Annotated in this window: 17 protein-coding genes; 13 read left to right on the top strand and 4 right to left on the bottom strand. The window is 43.2% G+C overall.

Annotated elements, in window-relative coordinates; genetic code table 11:
- The first annotated feature begins 31 nt into the window (after nt 1-31).
- Nucleotides 32-1558 carry a Na+/H+ antiporter NhaC gene (gene nhaC / locus L2747_RS13230; RefSeq protein WP_248999494.1) on the top strand — a complete coding sequence of 509 codons (1527 nt, stop codon included), beginning with the start codon at nt 32-34 and terminating at the stop codon, nt 1556-1558.
- Nucleotides 1559-1781: 223 nt separating this feature from the next.
- Here the strand turns inward: nhaC and L2747_RS13235 are convergent, their stop codons facing one another.
- The 3 genes from L2747_RS13235 to L2747_RS13245 are packed head-to-tail and all read right to left on the bottom strand — an operon-like array spanning nt 1782 to nt 4799.
- Nucleotides 1782-2366, bottom strand: coding sequence for a TlpA family protein disulfide reductase (locus tag L2747_RS13235; protein ID WP_248999495.1), 585 nt, complete (start codon nt 2364-2366; stop codon nt 1782-1784).
- Entirely contained in the window at nt 2359-2817 is a 459-nt protein-coding gene (locus tag L2747_RS13240; protein WP_248999496.1) for a cytochrome c-type biogenesis protein, read from the bottom strand. The genes L2747_RS13235 and L2747_RS13240 overlap by 8 nt, the downstream gene beginning before the upstream one ends.
- Nucleotides 2814-4799 (bottom strand): heme lyase CcmF/NrfE family subunit, encoded by a 1986-nt coding sequence (locus L2747_RS13245; RefSeq protein ID WP_248999497.1) that lies wholly within the window; start codon nt 4797-4799, stop codon nt 2814-2816. Before L2747_RS13245 ends, L2747_RS13240 begins: the two co-directional genes overlap by 4 nt.
- A gap of 557 nt (nt 4800-5356) precedes the next feature.
- On the opposite strand from L2747_RS13245, the gene L2747_RS13250 reads away from it, so the two are divergent.
- From L2747_RS13250 to L2747_RS13300, 11 genes are all read left to right on the top strand, one after another.
- Nucleotides 5357-7387 (top strand): multiheme c-type cytochrome, encoded by a 2031-nt coding sequence (locus L2747_RS13250; RefSeq protein WP_248999498.1) that lies wholly within the window; start codon nt 5357-5359, stop codon nt 7385-7387.
- Nucleotides 7388-7453: 66 nt separating this feature from the next.
- Nucleotides 7454-7882: a rhodanese-like domain-containing protein gene (locus tag L2747_RS13255; RefSeq protein ID WP_248999499.1), complete on the top strand. Its 429-nt coding sequence runs from the start codon at nt 7454-7456 to the stop codon at nt 7880-7882.
- Nucleotides 7883-7919: 37 nt separating this feature from the next.
- Nucleotides 7920-8723 carry an FKBP-type peptidyl-prolyl cis-trans isomerase gene (locus L2747_RS13260; RefSeq protein ID WP_248999500.1) on the top strand — a complete coding sequence of 268 codons (804 nt, stop codon included), beginning with the start codon at nt 7920-7922 and terminating at the stop codon, nt 8721-8723.
- Nucleotides 8724-8754: 31 nt separating this feature from the next.
- Complete coding sequence (locus L2747_RS13265; protein WP_248999501.1) at nt 8755-9480, top strand: tetratricopeptide repeat protein; 726 nt, start codon at nt 8755-8757, stop codon at nt 9478-9480.
- An 87-nt stretch (nt 9481-9567) separates the two neighbouring features.
- Nucleotides 9568-10275, top strand: a complete 708-nt coding sequence (locus L2747_RS13270) for a 4Fe-4S dicluster domain-containing protein (RefSeq protein ID WP_248999502.1) — start codon at nt 9568-9570, stop codon at nt 10273-10275.
- Nucleotides 10276-10277: 2 nt separating this feature from the next.
- Nucleotides 10278-11225, top strand: a complete 948-nt coding sequence (locus L2747_RS13275) for a DmsC/YnfH family molybdoenzyme membrane anchor subunit (RefSeq protein WP_248999503.1) — start codon at nt 10278-10280, stop codon at nt 11223-11225.
- A 333-nt stretch (nt 11226-11558) separates the two neighbouring features.
- Nucleotides 11559-12047 carry a nitrous oxide reductase accessory protein NosL gene (locus tag L2747_RS13280; protein ID WP_248999504.1) on the top strand — a complete coding sequence of 163 codons (489 nt, stop codon included), beginning with the start codon at nt 11559-11561 and terminating at the stop codon, nt 12045-12047.
- Nucleotides 12048-12113: 66 nt separating this feature from the next.
- Nucleotides 12114-13430, top strand: coding sequence for a nitrous oxide reductase family maturation protein NosD (nosD, locus tag L2747_RS13285; protein WP_248999505.1), 1317 nt, complete (start codon nt 12114-12116; stop codon nt 13428-13430).
- A 59-nt stretch (nt 13431-13489) separates the two neighbouring features.
- A complete protein-coding gene (locus tag L2747_RS13290) occupies nt 13490-14398 on the top strand; it encodes an ABC transporter ATP-binding protein (RefSeq protein ID WP_248999540.1) in 909 nt (302 codons plus the stop codon).
- 1 nt (nt 14399) lies between these two features.
- On the top strand, nt 14400-15245 hold the full coding sequence (locus L2747_RS13295) for an ABC transporter permease (RefSeq protein WP_248999506.1): 846 nt from the start codon (nt 14400-14402) through the stop codon (nt 15243-15245).
- Between the two features lie 226 nt (nt 15246-15471).
- Nucleotides 15472-16755: a winged helix-turn-helix domain-containing protein gene (locus L2747_RS13300; protein ID WP_248999507.1), complete on the top strand. Its 1284-nt coding sequence runs from the start codon at nt 15472-15474 to the stop codon at nt 16753-16755.
- 93 nt (nt 16756-16848) lie between these two features.
- On the opposite strand, the gene L2747_RS13305 is transcribed toward L2747_RS13300, so the two are convergent.
- Entirely contained in the window at nt 16849-17046 is a 198-nt protein-coding gene (locus tag L2747_RS13305) for a hypothetical protein (RefSeq protein ID WP_248999508.1), read from the bottom strand.
- A 208-nt stretch (nt 17047-17254) separates the two neighbouring features.
- Between L2747_RS13305 and L2747_RS13310 the strand changes: the two genes are divergently transcribed.
- Entirely contained in the window at nt 17255-18322 is a 1068-nt protein-coding gene (locus L2747_RS13310) for a hypothetical protein (protein ID WP_248999509.1), read from the top strand.
- Nucleotides 18323-18631: the final 309 nt, after the last annotated feature.

An 18631-nucleotide genomic window follows, 5' to 3' on the forward strand; every position in this document is an offset into this window, starting at 1 on the left:
TAGGTAATAAGAAAAAATAAAAGGACCTAGCATGAGCGAAAATAACCACTCCGAACAGTCAGAGCCGATAGCATTTGAACCATTAGAAGATGACAAGCACACTCCGGCGTCTTTACTCGATGCACTTACTCCTATTATTGCGTTAGTACTAATGCTAACTACGGCTGTTTATCTGTTTTCTTCTGACAGCTCCTATGGTGCTAACCAGATTGCGCTGATCATGGCGGGCTGCATTGCATTAATCATTGGATGGAAAAATGGTTACAGCTGGGCCGAGATGGAGCAGGGGATTGTACGTAGTATTGGCTTTGCCACTGGCGCACTATTGATTCTATTTACCGTTGGTTCGTTAATTGGCACTTGGGTGTTATCCGGAACAGTGCCGACGATGATCTATTACGGCATGCTAGTGCTTAATCCTGAGTATTTTTATGCCGCTTGTTGTTTATTGTGTGCGGTCGTTGCCATCAGTATTGGTAGTTCATGGACTGTGGCGGGGACTTTAGGTATCGCGCTGGTCGGTGTGGCATCAGCTATGGGATTAAATGTTGAAATTACCGCAGGTGCGATTATAAGTGGCGCTTATTTTGGCGACAAGATGTCACCTATGTCAGACACAACTAACTTAGCACCTGCAGTGGCAGGAACGGACATTTTTAGCCATATAAGGCACATGGTTTGGACAACCGCTCCGAGCATTATCATCGCCATGATAGGCTTTTTAATTTTGGGATTTAATAGCCAAGTTACCGTCGATAATAATAATTTTGAAACCACACTGTCTTTAATCGATACCCAGTTCAATCCAGGTGTTCACCTGTTACTGCCACTGCTAGTTGTGCTGGTTTTAGCTTATAAAAAAATGCCAGCCTTTCCGACTGTGATTATAGGAACGATAGCTGGCGCGGTATGTGCTGCATTGTTCCAGTTTGATAACGTGGTTAAGTTTGCTAATGACGACAGCTTAATGCCAATCGTTGCACTGGTTAAAGGCATTTGGGTCGCCATGTTTAATGGTTACACGGCAACGACTGGTGATGAGGTATTAGATAATCTACTGAGCCGTGGCGGTATGAGCAGTATGATGAATACGGTATGGTTGATTCTGTGTGCCATGACTTTTGGTGGCATCATGGAGGTCACTGGTCTGCTAAAGCGTATACTGCAAAGCATTTTAGGCCTAGTGAAATCCAGCGGCAGTTTAATTTTAACTACACTGGCAAGCGGTATTGGCGCTAATTTGATTACCGCTGATCAGTTTATCGCCATTGTACTACCTGGGCGCATGCTCAAAGTTGAGTATGCAAAACGCGGCCTTGCACCAGTTAATTTAAGCCGAGCGTTGGAAGACTCTGCCACCATTACCAGTCCACTTATTCCTTGGAATACTTGTGGTGCCTATATGGCCAGTACCTTAGGTGTCGCTACAATCGCTTACCTACCTTATGCTTTCTTTAATTTAGTGTGTCCGCTAATTAGTGCAGCTTACGCAAAATATGACTTTAAAATCGAGCGTATAGAGCCAGTTGAAGACAAGCCTGCCGCGGCGATAGGTTAGTAAGCGTTAGGCAAAAAAAAGCCTTGTCGGTCAGGGAAGGACAAGGCGTTTGGCATAGTTATTAATTTTGTTATCGATTAGCAATAAACAGCGTAATCAATAGCGTTACCAATAAGCCAAATATCACCATGGAGAAGGTGAAAGTTTTAACCCACCGAAATGGGTGTTTAGCGAGGAAAGCAAGATTAAAATTATCTTAGAACCTAGAACCTAGGGCTTAGGTTTAGCGCTTGGCGTACTTTGCCGTTAGCTTTTCAAGGTACGGCTGCACTTCTTTGTCACCCCAATCGAGGTAACCACGTAAGAAGCCTACAAGGTTGCCTGAACCGTCAAATACATAAGTGGCTGGCACTACATCAGCTGGCATAATTTGGTCGATGGTTTTCTTTGGGTCTAACCAAGTTTGGTAATGCCCTAGATCATGACGATCTAAGAAGGCCTGCACCTTATCACTCTCTTCATCAATTGAGATTGGCACAACAACCAAGTCATTATTTTTATTTACTTGGCGGATGTTCTCCATCTGTGGGATCTCTTTGATACATGGCGCGCACCAAGTTGCCCAAAGGTTTACGAGTACCAGCTTGCCCTTGTATTGCTTTAGGCTAATTTGTTCCCCTTTAGTATCGGTGAACATCACTTCAGGTACTGAGCGAGCTGACTGCATCTCAATAAATCGTGACATAATCAGCGGCTTTTCAATGGCTTTACCTGTGTGATAAACCTTAGTCGATGCAACTTGAGCTTGGACTGGCATAAGTAGAGATGAGAGCACCAATAAGCCGCTCAGTAAGTGTGTTTTATTCATAGGTGGTAGCCTTCATATCTTGATGTTTACGTTGTTCACGGATCCAGATTACTGCAAACGCAATAATGCCAAATAGCAGCAGAATAGGACCAAACCACAGCAGCGCAGTCGCGCCGGAAAAGCTCGGTTGGTAACGAATTTTTTCGCCATAGCGCTGTACTAAAAAGTCGATGATCTCAGCTTTAGATTCGCCTTGTTCTAGCATCAAAAAAATCTGCCCTTTGAGTTCGCTAGCAATGGGGGCTCCTGAATCAAATAGGTTTTGGTTTACCGACATAGGGCAGCGCAGCTCATGGGCGATTTCGAAGCCTAAATCGCGGATTTGATCTGGCGTGTAATGGATCTTGTCGCTAGCCGTTTGTGCTGACGCTTGCACCGAAATACTGATGCACAGCAAAATAACCAAGCCAACTAACAGCTGTATTAGTGTTGAGGTGTAAGCTTTACTCATGCTGGCTCTCCAGCTTTGCGTGTATTAGCAGGGTAGTGCAGTGACTGCGAGTGAGTATTTTCAGTGCGGCGTAGGCGTAATTGATAAAGGCCTGTTACTGCGGCAATAAAACCGCCTAACATCATCATGAGGCCACCAATCCAGATCCAGCAAGCAAGTGGCTTATGGCTAATGCGCACCAAGTACTCTGTTTCACTCAGTTGCTGACCGCTAGAAACATAAAGGTCTCGCACTAAGTTGCGCATAATGCCAGCCTTAGAGACTTCCATGGCATTGGTTTTAAAGGTTTGGCGCTGAGGTGTAATGTAGCCAATAAAGTTATCGTTAATATCGGTAACGCGAATATTAGCTTGAAGTGCTGTGTAGCTGTTAGACTCAACATCAACGGTTTCTTCATAAACAAAGGTGTATCCAGCCACAACTTTACCTTGGCCCGGCCCCATTCTTAATAGCTCTTGAGTTTCAAAATTAGACACGGCCGTTGCGCCAATAATGGTAATGGCTACACCAAAGTGCGCAATTAGCATTGCTGCTTTCTTAGCAATAAAGCCGACGCCCTGTGAGCGTAAACTAAAAACTAAATAACCCAAGGATACGAATACCCAGCTGGCAGCCGTAGCACCTAGCCAAACCCAAGGGTTAAAGCCGTCACGGGTTTGCATTGCTACTAATACGCCAATGATAGCTGAGAATGCGAATAGTCCAGCAAGTGGGTATAGGCGATTTAGCGACTGTTGCTGCCACTTAATCAATGGTGCAGCCCCCATAAGCAATACCGCAACAAACGTTAATGGTACAAAAATGCTATTAAAGTACGGTGCACCGACCGACAAGGTACCTAGATCTAATAGCTCAAACAGTAACGGGTAGAAGGTGCCTAGCAATACAGAGATTGCAGCCACAACTAACACGATATTACCAAGCAGCATTACTGTATCGCGAGAAAGAAGCGCAAAGTCTGACTTAGATTTTATTAAGTGTGCTTTAAGCGCAAACAGCGTTAACGCACCGCATACGAACACGCCGAGTAAAGATAGAATCGACATGCCACGCGTTGGGTCAGAGGCGAAAGCATGCACTGACTGCACGATGCCTGAGCGGACTAAAAAAGTGCCCAATAAACTTAATGAGAAAGCTAATAAACACAGTAATAAGGTGGCGATCTTAAAGCTGCTACGTTGTTGGGTTAGCACGACACTATGCAGCAGAGCGGTAGCTACTAGCCAAGGAATAAACGAGGCATTTTCTACAGGATCCCAGAACCACCAACCGCCCCAGCCAAGCTCGTTATACGCCCACCATGAACCAAACGCATTACCGCCAGTTAAAAATACCCAAGCCATCAGTACCCAAGGACGCAGGTAGCTCGCATGTTGCTGAGTGAACTTACCGCCAAGCAAAGCTGCAATCGCTGCAGCAAAAGTAACAGTCAAGCCAACATAGCCTAAGAACAGCATCGGTGGGTGGAAGATTAACCCTATGTCTTGCAAGATGGGGTTAAGGTCACGGCCCTCAACGGGGAAGTTTGGTAACAGGCGCGCAAAGGGGTTAGAGGTAAACAGCATAAACAAGTTAAAACCAGCAATCACAAATGCCAGTATGGCAATCATGCGGCCGATGAATAGCGGGTCTTGGTAGCGCGACGAGAATGCGATTAAGCAGCCCCAAATCGCAATCGATACTACCCAAAATAGCATTGAGCCTTCGTGGCTGCCCCATACCGCAGCGACTTTATATAAGGTCGCTAACTGGGTATTAGAGTGGTTGGCCACATAAGCGACTGAAAAGTCATCGAGTAAAAACGAAATAAGTAGACATAATATAGAAGCGCTAATCGTGACCGTCATTAATGCTGTTAATGTTTTTACATAACTAAATAAATAATGGTTTTTAGTATATGACGCATAGAGCGGAATAAACGCAAGTAACACAGCTGTGACTGTGCTAATGATAAGGAAAATAAGTCCTAACTCTGGAATCATCTTATTAACTTCTCTATTTATTAACGTTTATAAGTTCAAATATTCTGTATAAAAACTATTCTTTATAATTTAGCTTTTTACTATTTTTTGATTTTGAACTTAGCTACTTATTTAAGTTTTATAGACTACTAATTATTAACCAACGACTAATGTTGATGCTTTAGCTATGGCTGTTTTACGTCATTGAACTCAAGGGTAGGTTATATTAGTGAAGTGTTTTGTGACCTCTCTAGCCTTTATCGTAACCCATCATCTTACTGATATTTTTTCACGTCTAAATGCATTGTTTTTAGATTCTTTTAGATGTCAAAAAACAGCATTACAAGTGAAAAACACATCTTGATAATTGTTGTATGTTATTGTTTTTATTTTATTTTCATCGATTTTTTACTATCTGTGTTTTTCAAGGTCTCATTTCTTGCTGTGATTCATATTTTTTGCAAAAAAGATATGGAAAATAGCTGCAACTCAATTGTTCAGTTGTTCGGCTAAACAAGAGAGTGCCTTAGTTGAATGATGATGAAAATACTATAACTAGGTTATAACTAGGAGTGATGATGAAAAGTTGGAAACTTAAAGCAGTCGCAAGCGTACTGTTTTGTTTCGGCGCAATAGGTAACGCTAGTGCTGCTGGTGATAAGTACAATAGCATCCCAGAAATGGGTGCTTCTGCTAAGAATGCAATTGCAAACTATGCAGGTACTGAAAAAGTGAACGGTGTTAAATCACTGCACGATTATATTGTTCAAGAAGATGAGTTATTTGATTTCTTATTTCAAAACCATCCAATGTTCAAATACCAAGAAGAAGGTAACTTAATTGGTGATTACCATATTAGTGACCGTGGTGAAGAATATTTAGATACCGGCGGAAGCCAGGCATACAGTAAGCGTGTTGGTCGTCCAAGTGCAGTTCAGTACCGTCTAGGTGCTAAATCTACATTAGATTTTCCAAACAACTTCGTAGGTCCAGAGAAGTGTGCTGAATGTCACGCGACTCAATATGAGAAATGGCAACGTTCGCGTCACGCTAACGTAGTTCGTTTCCCAAGTGAAATTACAGATAAAGAAGTACCAAACGGCGACTTAAACGCACCTCTATACGGCAGCGAAGCGTCAATGCTTCCAGACGGTGTTCGTGCTAATGACGTTTACGCAATCATCGGTACGCCACGTACTAAGTATGGTTTCTTAGATTCATGGTTAGTACGCGGTACTTACCACGTTCGTGACGGTCTACTATCTGAAGGTACCGGTAAAATGGTAGCCGGTGGTAACCAGTTCTCACGTGGTTGGGCTGAATGGTTAACGCCAGAAATGGCTAAGAAAATTAATAAAGCAATTCCAGAGTTCCCTGTAACACTTGAAGAATTTGGTGATACAGGTTCGCACAAGTGGGGTATGACTTCATACGGTGCTAAGTACGAAAAAGAGATGCTATTCCAACCTGGTAGCTCTTACTGTGAAATGTGCCACACGTACAAGTTCGACTTCCAAAACCAGCAAGAGTTCTTTGATGCACTTGGCGACGCTAAGAAGCTACAAGAGCACACTATCTCTAAAGGTATTGCTTGTGAAGAATGTCATGGCGCGGGCGGTCACTTAGATGGCGGTACTGGCGGCATGCAGTCTAACTGTGAACGTTGTCACCAGCGTTTCTTCTTCGTTGACGCACTAGCTGATACTGAACAAGCTCAAGAGAAAATGGAATACGCATTCGGCGTATACATGAAGTCTGCTTGTCCATCTTGTGGTACTGAAGGTTCACAGATGTTTGCTTCTGCTCACTACGAGAAAGGCATGCGTTGTACAACTTGTCACGATCCGCATGAAGTAACAGATGGCGATTTCCTATCTGGTTTCTCTACGCCAAAGCTGAAGAAAGACTGTGTTGACTGTCACGAAGCACAAGCAACGATTGCTGACAACACTGACACACACAGCAACCAAACTTGTCAAAGCTGTCACATGCCAAACATGGGTAGCTGTGAGAACTTCGCTGCAATCCAGTTCCCAGACAACGCAGGTTTTGACGCGGTTCGTCGTACTCACATGTGGAAGATTGATATCGACCCAGAGCGTAAGACACTTAACCCACCTGAAGGTCAACCACGTGATTCAAGCGTGAAAGGTTGGACTGTTGCTAAGAACGAAGACGGTCACAACTACTTAGACTTAATGTGGACTTGTGCTCGTACAGCGATTTCTGACAAAGACGTAGTGGATAACAAGGGTTGTCACAGCCCATTCCAGTCTGAGCTAGAAACTGGCCTACATTACGACGACCAGATGGAAATCTACGGCGAAGTAATGAAGATGCAGAAGCCTGTTAAAGAGGTATTCGGTCAAGTTGAACAAGCTCTTGAGCGTATCGACATGCTACTAGAAGTGACTAAGTTGTCTACTGCAGACAAGACTGAAGTCCTAATGCTAGCTGAGAAGGCACAAGAAACGATTGAACTAATCAAAGAAGATGGTTCATGGGGTGTTCATGGTTTCCGTTACAGCCAGAAGCGTCTAGACGCAGCACTAACTTATGTTACCCAAGCTCAAAACATTCTTGACGGTGTTGGTTACAGCGCTAAATAAATGTAATTGAGTTAATACCGACCTCAACCTAGGCATGCTTAGGTTGAGGTAACTAAGAGAGAAATTATGAATAGAGTACTGGGAAGTGTCGTTTTCACCATCTTGTTATCAATGCTATCAGCGGGCAGTTATGCCGGTGGTGGTCAAGAGATGGGCCCGGCTAAATATTATGATGAGCCGCTACAAACGGTGACCATGATGGAAGCGCAAACCTTAGTGGGCAAAGAGGGAGTCTACTTCTTTGATGTCAACACCTTGGAATTATGGGCAGAAGGATTCATTCCAGGCGCTGTTTATTTCAACGTAAAAAATTGGAAAGACTTGCTGCCAAAAAACAAAGATGCACTCATGGTTTTCTACTGTGCAAACCGTCTTTGTAATGCCAGTGAAATTGCTGCTCGACACGTGATGAAGTTGGGATATACCAACGTTCTGCAAATGCCTGATGGGATCTACGGCTGGCGTTTAGCGAATCGAGTAACAGAAAAGCCATAACGGATTATGTAAATTTATTTTTAGTGAGATTAATTGTATGAAAAAGCTTAAAAAAAGTGTATTGGCCGTTGTGTCTTGTCTAACCCTTTCAGTCTCTGTGTCTTGCTTTGCTTCTAGCGACTTGACCACTGACGTTGAAAAGGAATCGTACAGCATAGGCGCTTCATTTGGTCACCATATCTCTAGTCAGGTATATGGCCAATCTCAGTTAGGTGCAGAAGTGGATATGGGTCAAGTGGTAAACGGTTTACTCGATGCTTTGAAAGATGAGACAAAAATGTCTAAAGAGGAAATTGTGACTTACCTAAATCAACGTGCTGAAACGCTTAATGCTGCTAAGCAAGCTAAGTTAGATGCTCTAACGGCTAAGAACTTAGCGGCTGGTGTTGCATTCATGGCTGAAAACGCTAAGAACAGCGACGTTAAGCAAACTGAATCAGGTCTGCAGTATGAAGTGATCACCATGGGTGACGGCGCAATGCCACAAGGCAATGACGTAGTTACTGTGCACTACAAAGGCACCTTGATTGATGGTACTGAGTTCGACAGCACTTATGACCGCGACGAACCTAACCGTTTCTCTTTAGTTACCGTAATTGAAGGCTGGCAAGAAGCCCTTGCTCTTATGCCTCAAGGGTCAAAATTTAAGTTAACAATTCCACCTGCACTTGCTTACGGCGACCGTGTTGTTGGCATGATCCAACCGCACTCAACTTTGGTGTTCGAAGTTGAACTAGTCAAAGTTGAAGCTCCTGGTGAAGGCGCTCACGGCATGGGACTAAGTGGCATGGGTATGGGTGGCATGATGGGCGGCTCTATGGGCGCCAATCCACACAAATAAATTTGATATTAATTATTGATATAGAGCCAAGATGAACACAGTACTTATTAGTATCTCAATTCTTTTATTCTGTTCGACAGCATTCCTTTTTTGTCACCACTTACGGTATGACAGAAAGCTGGCTGAACTTGAATTAGAAGTTGGGCATTTCTTTGGCTCTAATATTAGCATCGACACCAATGATGCTAAGCAAAACAATAATTATTACTTTGGAACCATTGGCTTCTTTCTTATTAGTGTTTCGGTTTTATTTTATTCAACAATCGGCAGTTATCAGAATTTGGATTCAGCTCAGGTTGATTACAACATTGATTATTTGCTGGTTGCCGATATTAACAAAGGCCAGAAGCTCGCGATAGAAAACCCCGGTGATCCACTAGTGCTGTTAGGGCTAGCCCAGTCGTATATTGACGGTGGCTTATACCAAGATGCGCTAGGAACCTTAGACCAACTACTGACGATAGACACCAATAACGCCGAGGCTCTAGGGCTTAAAGCAACATCTATGTATTACCGCGATGACCGGGTTATTAGCATGGAGACTTCTTTAGTGATTGCGAGGGCGCTAACTCTACATCACGAAGAATTAAATACCCGTTTATTAATGGCTAATGATGCTTACCTAAATGGTGATTATCAAAAGGCGATAGATAACTGGAATATTGTTTTAACCAATAAAGTGCAAGTGTTTAATCAAGGTGCAATTCAATTCGCCATTGAAAAGTCAAAGGGTAAATTAACGCAAGTTAAATCCTAGTGAGTCAATAACCTAATAAAACGTACTAGCAAAAATATTAAATAAAAAAATTACGTGTCGGTTTTAAACCGATAATCGGAGGATGCTGTGAGTGAAAATCTAGAGAGACGGAGGTTCCTTAAAGGTCTTGGAGCCAGCTCTTTGATATTAGCACCCCTAGGGTGTAGCTCGGTCAAAGAAAAGGAAGGTGCCTACACGCCGCATTATGTAATGGTTTTTGACCAAAACAAATGTGTTGGTTGTGGTGAGTGTAAGGAAGCTTGTAATAAAGCTAACCACTTACCAGAAGGCAAGTCTCGACTACTAATGGAACAGCAATCAGGCGCAGTTGAAGGACAAGCTTGTCCACACTGCGGCAAAACAACTGGATGTGGTTGTGAGCGTAAGTTCGTACGTGTTTCATGTCAGCAATGTAAAAATGCACCTTGTGTGACTGTTTGTCCTACTGGCGCGGCTCACCGCGACGAGAAGACTGGCATTGTGACTATGGATGCGGCGAAATGTGCTGGTTGTAAGTACTGTATTGGTGCTTGCCCGTACGATGCACGTTTCATCAACAAAGAAACTGATGTTGCCGATAACTGTGACTTCTGTTTACACAGCAAGCTTGCCATTGGCGAGTTACCAGCTTGTGTGCAGCAGTGTCGTTATGACGCGCTAATCTTTGGTGATGCAAACGATCCGACTTCATATGTGAGTAAGTTATTAGCTGTGAAGGACTCGGTACGCATTAAGCCAGGTTTTGGTACAGAGCCTAGCTTACGTTACATACCTATTGTGAAGTTGGGAGTGTAATCATGGACGGTAATATTGAATTTACAATGGGCCTTTCACAAGGCATCGCTTGGCCTTGGCCAATTGCGGTTTACCTGTTCTTCGCTGGTATTTCTGGTGGTGCACTAGCTGTTGCTTTGTTCATTCGTTTCTACAAAAAACAAACTGAAAACACCCCTTTTTTAAAGGCAGCGTCTTTAGTGTCGTTAGTGACGATTGCGCTAGGTATGATCTGTCTGGTTTTAGACTTAACTAATCCGCTGTTCTTCTGGCGTATTTTAGTGTTCTACAACCTAAACTCAGTGATGTCAGTGGGTGTAATTGCACTTTCAGCTTACATTCCTTTAGTTGCATTAGTGACATTGTTCGCGATGGAAGAAGAGATCAAAGCATACAAGCCTTTGAACTTCTTACTACCAATCATCGACAAGTTACGTGGTATTCGCGCGCCATCTGAAAAGCTAGTTCTTGTACTTGCTATGTCAGTGTGTGCTTACACCGGCTTCTTGATCTCTGCACTTATCCGTTTCCCAATTATCAATACTTCAGTATTGCCAGCGCTATTTGTTGCGTCAGGCCTTTCTGCGGGTGCTGCTGCTGCCAAAATGATTGCAGTATCAGTATTCAAAGAAGACTTACACAGCAAAGACATGCACACATTACATGCTATTGAGTGGCCAGTAATGGCTGCTGAAGCTCTGTTCCTATTCATGATTATCATGTCTTTGGCTACAGGTAATGAAGGTGCACAAGCGGCATTCGCTGGTTTCCATACCGGTGTTTGGGCTAACGTGTTCTGGATTGGTGTTGTGGGTATCGGTTTTGTGGGTCCACTACTGCTTAACTTCGCCACAGGTAAAGCCTTTAGCCACTCAGCTAAAGCGTTCTACATGTCTGGTGCGTGTGCAGTTGTAGGCATGATGTGTCTGCGTATGTTTGTTATTTACGCCGGCCAGCTTAATGCCATTTAATCGAATTATGCCGACGGTCTACAAGTTTCCCCGACTTAACTGACCGTCAGTTTGATTTGATGCAAGTGAGTAGTGAGCCTAACAAGTTAGCTCCATACCTAACAGGGTTGGAGTCATCTTGTAGGGCCCAATACTAATAATGTTGGTTGAGATAATTGCAAGGTAAAGAGGCATGTGGTCGTTGGACGCTTTCCCTATGAGTGTCTAGAGCTGTATTCGCTTTAATACTTTAGTTATTTATTAGACCAGCTGTGAGTAAGCTAACCCCCCAATGTCGCCCCTGCAAGGCTATTGGAGGGTTGGCCTGAAAGCAGCAAAAATGATGGAAATGCCATGAAAAAGTTAATCTGTTTGATATTCCTTTTGCCTTTACTCAATGCCTGTAGTGATAGCAGCGCCGATGTGACTCAATATACGGCTGAGGCGATTCATGAACATGACCGCTGCCACCTTTGCGGCATGATGATCACTAAGTATCCAGGTCCAAAAGGCCAAGTGCACCTAAAAGGGCAATCAATTGTGCCTAAGTTTTGCTCAACACGCGATATGTTTAACTTTGCGCTGCAAAGTGAGAACAAACGCCAAATTGAAGCATTATTTGTTCATGACGCAGGTGTGACTAATTGGGAAAAGCCAACAGATGACACTTTTGTTGATGCCAAGACTGCTTGGTATGTTTACGGCACCAGCAAAAAGGCGGTTATGGGCCCTGCTGTGGCAAGTTTTAAGCATAAAGCCGATGCGACAAGATTCGCTGAAGAGTTTGGTGGTGCAGTGTTAGCTTATGACAAGATTACCATTGAGTTATTAGCCGGCGAATAATCGATTTATCCCTATTGAATTACCCCAAAGGTAAGTGAACACTTACCTTTGGGGGTGAAATTACCTATGAATACAGTCATCTCTGGCCCTATTTTTCGTTTGTTTTATCGTACCGCTAAACAGCTCTGTATTGGCGCTGGGATAGGACTGCTGTTATGCCCAGCAAGTTTTGCTGCTAATTATTCCGTGCACGATAGCGACTCACTGACCCAGCAATTAAAAACCGTTATCGCTGGCGATACTATCTCCTTGCAAGCGGGCACTTACTTCGGCCATTTTGAAATCTATCAGCCTATTGAGCTTGTCGGTGAACCGGGTGCCATTATTGATGCTGAGGGCACTGGCAGTGCTATTAGCATTTTCAGCTCCGATGTTAACTTATCCAGTTTGAAGATTAAAAACTGGGGCGCCGATTTATACGAACTCAACGCTGGCATCTTAATTAAAGAGCAGGCGCAGCGAATACGAGTAGAGTCGAGTACATTGCAAGGTGACGGCTTTGGTGTTTACGCCGAAAACACCAGCCATATTACTGTTGCCAATAATGTGATAGTTGGGAATGGCGAACTCTATAAGCTCGACCGAGGCGATGGTGTCTACCTCAAAGGGGTCGATGTTTCCGTTATTCATGACAACAAAATTTCCTATGTGAGAGACGGAGTTTATCTAGAAACTAGCACTAACAGCTTAGTGTTTGATAACCGCTTTCACTCCGCGCAATACGGCATTCATTACATGTACACCAAGCATGATGAAGCTTACGGCAATCAAGTCGATAACGTCGATGGTGGTTACGCCATCATGAGCTCAGAGTTTGTTAATCTGCATCAAAACCAGGCTTCAAACACCCTAGATTTCGGCGTGCTACTTAATATCAGTAATCACTGCATCGTCAGCAATAACCGCATATCGCTGGGGCATAACCCACAGGGTACCGCCGAGCTTGGTAATGAAGGTAAAGGCATTTTTATCTACGGTGCTCGCGACAATGAAGTTACCCATAACCTGTTCTCCACTAATGACATTGGCATCTATATGGCGATGGGGGGGGAGAAGAATAAGGTTTACGGCAACCAATTTGTGAACAACAAAATCCAAGTCAAATACGTTGGCGACTCTCTATTAGAGTGGAGCCATAACGGCCGCGGAAATTATTGGAGCGGTTATATGGGCTGGGATACCAACCACGACGGTATTGCCGATAAAGCTTACCGCCCAAACGACAATCTCGATAAGTTATTTTGGCTCTATCCAGAGGCGCGATTCTTGATGAATAGCCCTGTAGTAGCCGTGCTGCGCTGGGTGCAAGGTCAGTTTGAATTTGGCCCTGCTACCGGCATTGTCGACAGTTTTCCGTTGTTAGCACCAGATAGAGAGCTGTAACCATGGGTCAATACACAGCAGTTAACTTGCCTTTTGAACAAGATAATACAGGAAGTATGATGGTTCCCCCGTCAATAAAGCTAACCGATGTTAGCCTGAAATATAACGACTTTACGGCACTCAATAACGTCAGCTTTGAGGTGAAAGCTGGCCAAACGATGGCTCTGCTAGGTCATAACGGCGCTGGTAAGTCGAGTTTGATTAAAGTGATTCTAGGGCTGATTTCACCCACAAGTGGTAATGCTGAGGTGATGGGGCAGAGTGCTTACGCTAATCACCAACAAAACCGTGTTGATATTGGTTATCTGCCAGAAGATGTGAGCTTTTACGACAAGCTTAGTGGCCGTGAAGTATTAAGCTATTTTGGCGCCCTAAAAGGCGTTAGCCAAAGCCGTATTGAGTCATTACTCGAAGAGTTTGGCTTAGGCTACGCACAGCACCGTCAGTTGAAAACTTATTCAAAAGGCATGAAGCAGCGTTTAGGCGTAGCACAAGCGATTTTGTCAGAACCAAAAATCCTTTTGCTCGACGAGCCAACGGTTGGCCTTGACCCTCTCGCCTCACAATTTCTCTATGGCAAAATAAACCAGCTAAAGCAGGCAGGCTGTGCGGTGGTGATTTCTACTCATGAGCTGTCACTGGTTGAATCGCATTTAGATATTGCGCTGATCATGGCCAAAGGCAAACGCCAAGCACTGGGTAGTTGCAGTGAGCTAAGTAAAGCCAGCGCTTTAAAAGTGACGATTAGCTTTAACGAGTTAGATGAGCGAGTTAAAACTAATGCGTATCTACAAAGCTTCTATCAAGATGGTTTACTGCAATTTGAGTCGGCACGAAAAGCCGACATCGTTAAGCATCTAGTGTCGCAGTGCCAAATTTTTGATTTCGAGATCAAAGAGCCAAGGCTCGAAGATATTTACCACGATTTAATGGGGCAAAGTTTACGCTCCCCAGTGGAGCAGCCGTAATATGTTTATCAATAAACTTACTTCGCCAATTCTGATTATTGCCTACAAAGAGATCTGTGATAGTTCACGTAACCGCTGGCTTGCCTTTATGAGCAGTATGTTTCTCGTGTTGTCGCTGAGCGTGAGCTTTGCCGGTAGTGCGGTGACAGGGAGCTTGTACTTACCAGAACTCGATAGCTTAATGAGCAGCTTATCGACTATTTCAGTGTTTATTATCCCGTTAGCGGCAATTTTACTGAGTTACGATAGCTTTGTTGGTGAAGATGAATCAGGCACCTTGCTGTTGTTACTGTCTTATCCGTTAACCCGCATGCAGATCTTATTTGGTAAGCTGTTAGGCCATGTCACAGTGATGTTTTTAGCCACGGGATTCTCTTTTGGCTTAACCGCAATTCTGCTCATGCTGTTGGGAGAACACTATCAAAAAGCCGAGCTAATTAGCGCCTTTGCACAGTTTGTCGTGAGCAGTAACTTACTGGCGCTAACCTTTATTTTAATTAGCTATATTGTCAGCTTAAAAAGCACAGAGAAGGCCGGAGCGATTGGTGGGCTACTCCTAATTTGGTTCTTGTTTGTACTTATCTACGACTTGTTACTGCTGACGATTCTAGTGTCCGACTTTTCTTTCGCTAATCAATACGTCATTAACGCGTTAATTGCTATGAGCCCAACAGACCTTTATCGCGCCATTAATTTAGTCGCCATAGAAGGTAGTGAAGCTAGCGGCAGTTTAGCCATGATCGCCACTACAGATTGGGGGTTATCAGGTATGTATGGTCTGTTGTTGGTTTGGATCGTTTCATTAGCAGGATTATCGCACCGGATCTTTAAACGTAAGCCGCTATAGCCAACGGCAGCGAGTAAAAAAGAGTGATACTACAGAGTCAGTTATGTATATAACTAAAGAGGTAGTATCACTAAGGTCTAATTTTGTGAACATTAGCAGTAAATGATGTGCATGCTTAGACTATTTTGAGCCGAAAATCACATTCTGCTTAAGTACTTAGCTGTAGAATCCGCCGAAGCCTGAAACTTAATGTACCGATAATGCGAAATACTAGAAGAGGTTAATTGTGTTGAAAATTACTCCTTATTTGGAGTTGGATACTGAAGCTAACCAGTTAGTTGACCATGTGAGTGGCAAAAAAGTGACTCTGACCTTTTCTGAGTCAGCGGTGCTTCATCGACTATTACTGTCTTCAAATCCTGTCTGCTCAAAAGAAGAGTTACTCAGTGCCGGTTGGCCCGACCGCGTAGTGGCTGTCACCTCATTAACTCAATGTATTAGTACTTTGCGTAAAAAACTGGATCCCTATCTAGAGATCCAACTCAAAACGATTGCACGTCGCGGTTATCAACTGCATATATCCACCCAGTCCCACGTAAAAATGCTAGCGGTAAATGATGCCGAGTCGATGAAAGCTGCATTTTTCGACGTGTCGTTAATCGTTAAAATTTCAGGCATTGTGATCGCTCTACTCTTGTTAGTCATGGCTTGGTATTTCAGTGACTATCACAAGATAAAGCAGAATTTATCCCGTTGGACTGCACAAGATAATTTCGAGCTGCAAGTTGGCAGCTTAAAAGGCAGTGGTAAACTGTTATACAAAGATGATGCACCACACCTACACCCATTTATGTGGGAAAAACACCTGCAGCCAGACACTAACTTTTTAACCTGTTACGAAGACTTTTATGCGTTTGCGGCGACCGACGGTGCAAATTATTCGATGGCATTGTGTCCAGGTGAAGATGAAGCGCAGTGTGCTGGTAAGGGGTTGATAAACTTAACTTCAGTCGACTCAGAGCCTGCAGAGCTTAACTTAAAAGAGTTTGTCGAGTTATCGACGGCAATGGAGCAGCGCATTCGCTATAACCGGGTGATGCTGCCTGAGAGTACTGACACTAGCGGTGCTTTCTTAGAGCATAATTACCAAGCCGATGTGTATTTTCCGGTTAAAGATGAGCTGTTAATTCGCGCCGATATCAATATGTCGTTGATCTACGATTCAAGCGACACTGGCGAGTTTTACTCATCAACCTGTATTACCGATGAAGACTGTTTAACTACACCGATTAAGTACAAGCTGCGCGGTAAGTTTAAGCAATACTCAGGCATGATTGATGACTTAAATGTGGATATTTTCCAAGTTAAGGTTGAGCAAAAAGACCTGATAAAGCCAGATAAGTTAAATGACTCAGCGGTGCGTTTTTATCGCGATTTACGTAAGCGCGATATTAAGGATGAAGAGTTGTATTTTATCCGTGTGCATCAGGATCATAAAACCGCGGTGTGGACTATCCCGTTGTTTGGGCAAGTTACGGCTTGGTACCATTATGAGAGATTCGACATCTAGGCTCATATCGAGCTGAGCTTGATGAGGGTCATGGCTTCGCCACCTATCAGGCTGCGCCTGACTTTTAAGTTAGACTGCGTCTAACGGTTAGCATTATGGGACTTCGTCCCACTTGAGATAATCAAGCTGCGCTTGATAAAGGTCGTGAGCTTCCAGCTCACACTCGGGCAAAAGGGGGACAACAGCTTCCCCCTCTTGCATCACCCGAGCCGCCCCGACGAAGTTACATGCATTAGATACGGGCCTCATACTCCAATAAAAATCGCCTAACGGCTCAGATGGGACATCCATGTCCCCCCGAGCCTGAACCATCATCCATGATGGTTCTACGGCATTTTCATTTCCGCATTTCGGCAACTTCGATGGGGGATTGGTGTTTTCTGTGAGTACATGTTCACGCTGATTTCATCAACAAATGAGTAGCTATATAAAGGGCGTAATGATGTATAGCTGCTTAATTGTTTTGAACCATTGTAATATTTTTCATTTGGAGTGATTGATGTTTTTTAGTAGCGAATCGAATATTAGGGCTGTAAATTCTTTCATTCAGCAGGCATCGATATCGATGCTAGAAGATGATGTTTACAAAATAAGACTTGATAGAAGCCTTGAGATCATAAAGTCCATAAATAAAAACCCGGAGGGCTGGAGTGAGCGATGTCGTTTTAATATTCATTGGATTGGTGACAAATTCATCGACGGGTTAAGCTCGTATAGAGCAAACTCGATAGAAGGCATTGATTCTATATATACAAATTGCTATCGCTTTCTTTGTGAATTCGATTTCTTTATTGGTGCTGGAAAAGAGTTGTCATTCGAACTTGGTGCTCTTAAATCAAGTATTCAAAATGATGCATTGAAGCTGGATAGCGCGATTAGTTCTCAAATTGTATACGCTTCATATGTTATGCCTGCCAATTTGATTAAGGAATTCCTAAACAATCAAGATATAGAAGTTATTTCAACATTCAATGAAAAAGTAGAAGAATCTAAACAACTTAAATCCCAATGGGATCTAGAGATCGTAGAAAAGGAAAGCTCAGTAAATGACTTAAAATCTAAACTAGACGAGTACAAAATTGGCTTCAATTTTGTTGGTTTATATAAAGGTTTTAATGAATTGGCTGACAAAAAGGAGATTGAGCGAAAGTTTCTTATAAAGTCATTATTGGGGTTAGGGTTTCTAATACTGTTACCTTTATTGATTCAATTTGGCGTATCTCTATTCCGTCCAAGTCCTCCGGGCACTGCACTATTCGATTTGTTTTCACTTATGCCTTTGATTTCTATAGAAATCATCTTAGTGTACTTTTTCCGAATTGTACTCCATAACTATAAATCAGCTAAAACACAAATTGTTCAGATTGAGCTTAGAAAAACATTATGTCAGTTCATTCAGAGCTATGCACAGTATGCTTCAACGATTAAAAAAAATGACGCAACAGCATTAGAGAAATTTGAGAACCTCATTTTTAGTGGAATTATGCCCGACTCAGAGAAGCTGCCTGCAACCTTTGATGGAATAGATCAGTTGAGTTCATTTTTTAAGAATGTAAAAGGTTCATAACCCAATCATAGACACCCATTACCCATTATAAACGGCGTGTTTTGTAGCCTCTTACTAGGAAAGATGAGATCAGGGAAGATTTTTACTTGGGAGTAATTCAACACGCACGAAAAGTGGGGTCAGAGTAAGATAATTATTCTGAGCTAATTCAACACGCAAAACTTACAGAAAACACCTATTCCCCATCGGAGTTGCCGAGGTCATTGAAGACAAATCGGGTGAGCGAGGCATGGATGCCGAGATAGCCTTAGGTGAGCCATGGATGGCGAATATGAGGCGATAGCGATTTTCGAAAATGACTGAGGATCA

This window comes from Shewanella marinintestina, assembly GCF_023283845.1.
Taxonomy (GTDB): domain Bacteria; phylum Pseudomonadota; class Gammaproteobacteria; order Enterobacterales; family Shewanellaceae; genus Shewanella; species Shewanella marinintestina.

Bases quoted from the DNA above. Each gene is read 5' to 3' on its own strand.
- L2747_RS13280 (WP_248999504.1), top strand. From the start codon at position 11,559: ATGAAAAAGTTAATCTGTTTGATATTCCTTTTGCCTTTACTCAATGCC.
- L2747_RS13310 (WP_248999509.1), top strand. From the start codon at position 17,255: ATGTTTTTTAGTAGCGAATCGAATATTAGGGCTGTAAATTCTTTCATT.
- L2747_RS13240 (WP_248999496.1), bottom strand. From the start codon at position 2,817: ATGAGTAAAGCTTACACCTCAACACTAATACAGCTGTTAGTTGGCTTG.
- L2747_RS13245 (WP_248999497.1), bottom strand. From the start codon at position 4,799: ATGATTCCAGAGTTAGGACTTATTTTCCTTATCATTAGCACAGTCACA.
- nosD (WP_248999505.1), top strand. From the start codon at position 12,114: ATGAATACAGTCATCTCTGGCCCTATTTTTCGTTTGTTTTATCGTACC.
- L2747_RS13255 (WP_248999499.1), top strand. From the start codon at position 7,454: ATGAATAGAGTACTGGGAAGTGTCGTTTTCACCATCTTGTTATCAATG.
- L2747_RS13250 (WP_248999498.1), top strand. From the start codon at position 5,357: ATGAAAAGTTGGAAACTTAAAGCAGTCGCAAGCGTACTGTTTTGTTTC.
- L2747_RS13235 (WP_248999495.1), bottom strand. From the start codon at position 2,366: ATGAATAAAACACACTTACTGAGCGGCTTATTGGTGCTCTCATCTCTA.
- nhaC (WP_248999494.1), top strand. From the start codon at position 32: ATGAGCGAAAATAACCACTCCGAACAGTCAGAGCCGATAGCATTTGAA.
- L2747_RS13260 (WP_248999500.1), top strand. From the start codon at position 7,920: ATGAAAAAGCTTAAAAAAAGTGTATTGGCCGTTGTGTCTTGTCTAACC.
- L2747_RS13290 (WP_248999540.1), top strand. From the start codon at position 13,490: ATGGTTCCCCCGTCAATAAAGCTAACCGATGTTAGCCTGAAATATAAC.
- L2747_RS13275 (WP_248999503.1), top strand. From the start codon at position 10,278: ATGGACGGTAATATTGAATTTACAATGGGCCTTTCACAAGGCATCGCT.
- L2747_RS13295 (WP_248999506.1), top strand. From the start codon at position 14,400: ATGTTTATCAATAAACTTACTTCGCCAATTCTGATTATTGCCTACAAA.
- L2747_RS13305 (WP_248999508.1), bottom strand. From the start codon at position 17,046: ATGGATGTCCCATCTGAGCCGTTAGGCGATTTTTATTGGAGTATGAGG.
- L2747_RS13265 (WP_248999501.1), top strand. From the start codon at position 8,755: ATGAACACAGTACTTATTAGTATCTCAATTCTTTTATTCTGTTCGACA.